Source organism: Nonomuraea deserti (assembly GCF_004348685.1).
GTDB classification, from domain to species: domain Bacteria; phylum Actinomycetota; class Actinomycetes; order Streptosporangiales; family Streptosporangiaceae; genus Nonomuraea; species Nonomuraea deserti.
On sequence record NZ_SMKO01000338.1, the window covers coordinates 1 to 4921 of the forward strand.

Here is a 4921-nt window from a genome sequence, read left to right on the forward strand (position 1 = left end):
GGCGGGGGCGGGCCTGGACGGCTCGTTGAGGAGGGCGACGGCCGAGTGAACGCCGTCCACGTGCTTGAGCAGCCCCGCCGCCGCCTCGTCGTCCAGCCCCGTGACCGCCACCGGCAACCCGACGCAGATCCGGTCCAGCATCGACCGTACGATCACGGCCAGCCCTTCCGCCGGGGTGCCGCGCACGTCGCCGTACCGGTGGGCCCGGACCATCGCGGGCAGCGCCGCCATGAGATGCGTGACGTCGGTGTCCAGGGCCGCCTTGGCCGACAGCGCCGATAGCACCTCGGGCAGCGCCTCCGGTAGTCCGGCCAGCAGGCACTGCTCGACCAGCGACGTCAGATCCGCCAGCGCCACCGAGCCCGCCGCCGCCAGGCCTCTGGCCCGCTGCGTGGCGGCGGCCGCGACGGTGGTGCCGAGGGCGGCGTGTTCGATGAGCGCCAGGTCGTGCTCCGGCCGCCACCGCAGCGTCCAGGTCTCCCTGAACGTGCCCTTCCCCCGCGCCTGCCCCGGCGTCGCCCAGTCGACGCCGAGCAGGCGCATGCGGTGCAGCAGGTGGCTGCGGTCGAGGTCGAGCGGCTTGCGCAGGTCGAGGTCGATCTCCCGGTCGAGCGCCTCTGGCTTGAGCCTGAGCCGCCGTTGCTGCTCGCGCAGGTCGCGCTGGATCGGCACCATCGGCGTGCCGTCGCTGACGTGGCCGAGCCGGTCGCCGACGACCATGCGCCGCTGGATCAGTTGCACGGCCAGGTCGTCGCCCTCGCACAGCACGGCCCTGGCCGCCTCGGTGACCTCGCCGAGCCCGGCCAGCGGCCTGCCGCGCAGGGCCGCGAGACCGTGCGCGAGGCGTACGGACTCGATGACGTGCGCGGACGACACCGGCAGACCCTCCTCGCGCAGCACCGCCGCGGCCCCGGCCAGCCACCGCTCCACGGGCCGGTCGGGCGCGTCGAACAGGTGGTGGTACCAGCCGGGCGAGGAGATCCCCGCGCCGTAGCCGCTCCACGAGGCCAGCCGCCCGTACGTCCACGGCACCCACGTCAGCTCCGCCTTCACCTTCGGCAGGCCGCGCAGCAGCGCGTTGTCCGCGCCGACCGGGGGCAAGGGCCCTGCCAGCGCGGGCACGTGCCAGGCGCCGCAGATCACCGCGATCCGCCCGTAGCCCTGCTTGATCGCCGCGCGGAGGGTCTTGCGCATGTACGCCTCGCGCCTGGCCTCCCGCTCGTCCGGCTGGTGGCCCTCGCGCACCGCGGCCATGGCCTCGGCGATCACCGCGAACGGCGTGTCGCCGCGGTGCTCGACGACGTCCTCCCACCAGCGTTCCGGGTCGTCGTATCCGGCGGCCGCGGCCAGCGTCCCGATGGGGTCGGCCCGCAGGCCGGGCACCTGCTCCTCGCCGTCGCCTGCCAGCGAGTGGCCGGCGGGCAGATCGCAGAAGCGCACCGGGACGCCGGCGGACGTGCCGTACAGGATGGCCTGCCATTCGGGGGAGAACGCCGCGAACGGCCAGAACGCCGCACGAGACGGTTGTCCCGGCACGTGGGCGAGCAGCGCGACGGGCGGCTCCATGCCGGGGGCGAGCGAGACGATCGGGTCGGCCTCCGGCGGGCCCTCGATGAGGATCGCGTCGGGACGCAGCCGCTCCAGCTCGTCGCGCACGGCCCGCGCCGATCCCGGCCCGTGGTGGCGTACGCCCAGCACGAAAACGTCCGCCCGCCCCACACTCGGCACACCCGCCTCACCGGAACCGGTCGCCCGTGTGCCCGGCACACCCGCCGCCCCGGGGACGGCAGTCTGATCGGCGCCGCGCGGGGCGTCCGGCGCCACGGGGGACGGTGCGCGGGGCGTGTCGTCGCCGGCGGGTGGGCGGCCGCTCATGAGACCTCGCGGCAGGCGCGGTAGAAGTCGCGCCAGTCCGGCCGCTCGCGTACCACGGTCTCCAGGTATTCGCGCCACACCACCCGGTCCGACACCGGCTCCTGGACCACCGCGCCCACGATCCCGGCCGCCACGTCGGACGGGCGCAGCACCCCGTCACCGAAGTGCGCGGCCAGCGCGATGCCGTTGGTGAGGACGGAGATCGCCTCGGCCGTGGACAGGGTGCCGCTGGGCGACTTGACCTTGGTGCGCCCGTCTTCGGTGACGCCCGTGCGCAGCTCCCTGAACACCGTCACCACCCGGCGGATCTCCGCCAGTCCCGTCGTCGTCTCGGGCAGTTCCAGGGAGGCGCCGAGTTGGGTGACGCGGCGGGCGACGATGTCCACCTCCTCCTCGGCGGTGGCGGGTACGGGCAGCACCACCGTGTTGAAGCGGCGGCGCAGCGCGCTGGACAGCTCGTTGACGCCCCGGTCGCGGTCGTTGGCGGTGGCGATGACGTTGAAGCCGCGTTCGGCCTGGACCTCGCGGTTGAGCTCGGGGATCGGCAGCGTCTTCTCCGACAGCACGGTGATCAGGGCGTCCTGTACGTCGGACGGCATGCGGGTGAGCTCCTCGACGCGGGCCACGCGGCCCTCGGCCATCGCGCGCATCACGGGCGACGGGGTCAGCGCCTCGATCGACGGGCCCTCGGCCAGCAGCCTCGCGTAGTTCCAGCCGTACCGGATGGCCTCTTCCGCGGTGCCCGCGGTGCCCTGCACGAGCAGCGTCGAGTCGCCGCTGATGGCCGCGGCCAGGTGCTCCGACAGCCACGTCTTCGCGGTGCCGGGCACCCCGAGCAGCAGCAGCGCCCGGTCGGTCGCCAGCGTGGCGACGGCGACCTCGACGATGCGCCGCGCGCCCACGTATTTCGGGGTGACGCGCTCGCCGTCACCCAGGATGTAGGTGGTGACGGCCCACGGGGACAGCTTCCAGCCGGGCGGCCTCGGCCGGTCGTCGTCCTTGGCGAGGACGGCCAGTTCCTCGGCGTACTGGTCTTCCGCGTGCGGGCGCAGAACGGTCATGCGCCCTCCTTCGCCGGTCGTTCCATGGTCTCCTCGCTCCACTCATTCACGGAGAGTTCGTCGTACATGTCGGCACGGAATCGCAGCAGGGCGGCGACCTGCTGGATGGACTCCACGGGCGAGTAGCTCTGGGCCAGGGGGAACAGGGCCGGGTCGATGTGCTCGCCCGCCAGCTTGACCAGCTCGCCGAGGTTCCACGGTTGCGTGGTGGCCACCTTCACGATCTTGCGGAGCACGGCGGTGGCCAGTTCGTCGCGCCAGTGGGACGAGACACCGCCGAGCACCATGATCAACTGGCTGTCCAGGTCGTGCTTTCTCACGAAATCAGCGGCGAGCTCCTGCTGCTCGCCGGGCGAAAGGCATTCGAGAAGGTCCGCGATCGGGTCCCAGCCGAACATCGCCCGCGCCCACTCCGGGTCCTTCTGCAGCACGGCGGCGCGTACCCAGGCGGCCTTCACCTCGGCGTCCCAGTCGAGGATCGTCATCTGGAGCAGCCTGGCGGGCGGGTGACCCCAGATCGCCAGCGGGGCGCGGGCGATGATCTGCTGCAGCCACCAGGCCCGCTCTCCGATGCCCCTGGGCGGCTTGGCGCGTACGCCGTCGCGCTCCATCGCCTTGTCGCAGGACCCCGGGGCTTCGACGGCGATGATCTCGCCGCTGATCGTCACGCACGCTCGCGCCCGCTCGGCCATGCGCTGCGACAGGCGCGACCCGGGGAGCCGGGCGAGCAGATTGGCGGCGGCCTGGCGCACCTCCCTGCGGCGGTCGTCGAGCGCCTGCTCCAGGAACGGCTCGTCGTCCATGCTCAGCCCGTCGGCCAGCACCTCCGCGAACTCGGCCCGGTCGTCCGGCGTCTCGCTCTCCCACGTGCTCTCGAGCAGCCGCCGGGCCCGCGCGGGGTCGGCCGACCTGACGCGCCGCAGGTGAGCCCGCCGGTCCGCTGCGGAGCCCAGCTCCCAGGTCTCGCCGGTGGGCTCCTCCAGGAGGTAGTCCCAGGCGGGATTGAGCCCGGCCAGCCAGCGGCCGCGCTGCCCGGCCAGTACGCCCAGGTGCACCCTGATCGAACGGTCACGCCGGCCGCGTTCGAGCAACTCGGGCAGCGCGTACGGGGGCACCCTGCGGCCGGTGGCGGCGGCCGCGGCCAGCCACTCCGCCAGCAACCGCTCCTGCTCGCCGCCGAGAATCCTCCGCAGCCGCTCGGCCGCGCGCCTGCCGACGGCCGCCCGCTCCTCGGCGGGCGCCCGCTGCTGCTGCTCCTGCTGCTGCTCCTGCGCCTGCTCCTGAGCCGGAGCCGGAGCTTGTCCCATGACCTCTCCGAGCGGCTGGCCCGCCCGCCGCCGCGCCACCTCCACGGCGGCGCTCGCGAGCAGATCTCCGTCGTACGGTCTGCGGTCGGTGCCCACGAGCGCCGTCGACGCCAGCTCCTCCCAGCCCGTCACAGGATCACCTCGCGCCCGCTCCGGACCCTCGCCGGCTCATCCGGCCGGCCGCCCCAGGCAGTCACAGGATCACCGCCGTTCCGTCGTCGTCCCACGTGGTCAGGGGCCGCAGACCCTGCGGCGTCCATTCGACGGCCACCGTCAGCGGGCGCCCGCCCGACACGGCGATGAGCCGCCAGGGATCGCGGGACTTGAGGCGCAGCGGCAGGCCGCCTAGCCGGGTCCGCTCGGGCACCACGCCCGCCAGGACGAGCGGCCACGACTCGGTCCACGGATCGTCCGCCAGCGCCCTGGCCACCTCGTCCAGCGCCTCTTCCGGCGAAACCCCTGGCGGTCCGGGGGAACCAGGCGAAGCCCCTGCCAGGCCAGGCACTCGCGACGCGACCTCGTACGAGCCCAATCCCCGCACAACTCCGGACCGACCCAACGACCCCGACACAACCCCGGACTGACCCGACAACCCCGACACAACCCCGGACTGACCCGACAACCCCGACACAACCCCGGACTGACCCGACAACCCCGACACAACCCCTGTCTCTTATA

Annotated in this window: 4 protein-coding genes; all 4 read right to left on the bottom strand. The window is 73.6% G+C overall.

The features are described from left to right. On the bottom strand, window positions 1-1875 hold a 1875-nt coding region (locus E1292_RS49420), incomplete at its 3' end, for a DUF5682 family protein (RefSeq protein ID WP_220447454.1). Next, entirely contained in the window at window positions 1872-2936 is a 1065-nt protein-coding gene (locus E1292_RS49425; RefSeq protein ID WP_132606726.1) for an ATP-binding protein, read from the bottom strand. The genes E1292_RS49420 and E1292_RS49425, both read right to left, overlap by 4 nt. Then, complete coding sequence (locus tag E1292_RS49430) at window positions 2933-4375, bottom strand: DUF5691 domain-containing protein (protein WP_246091035.1); 1443 nt, start codon at window positions 4373-4375, stop codon at window positions 2933-2935. The genes E1292_RS49425 and E1292_RS49430 overlap by 4 nt, the downstream gene beginning before the upstream one ends. Before the next feature lie 61 nt (window positions 4376-4436). Next, window positions 4437-4748, bottom strand: coding sequence for a hypothetical protein (locus E1292_RS49435; RefSeq protein WP_181958426.1), 312 nt, complete (start codon window positions 4746-4748; stop codon window positions 4437-4439). Between the last annotated feature and the right edge of the window lie 173 nt (window positions 4749-4921).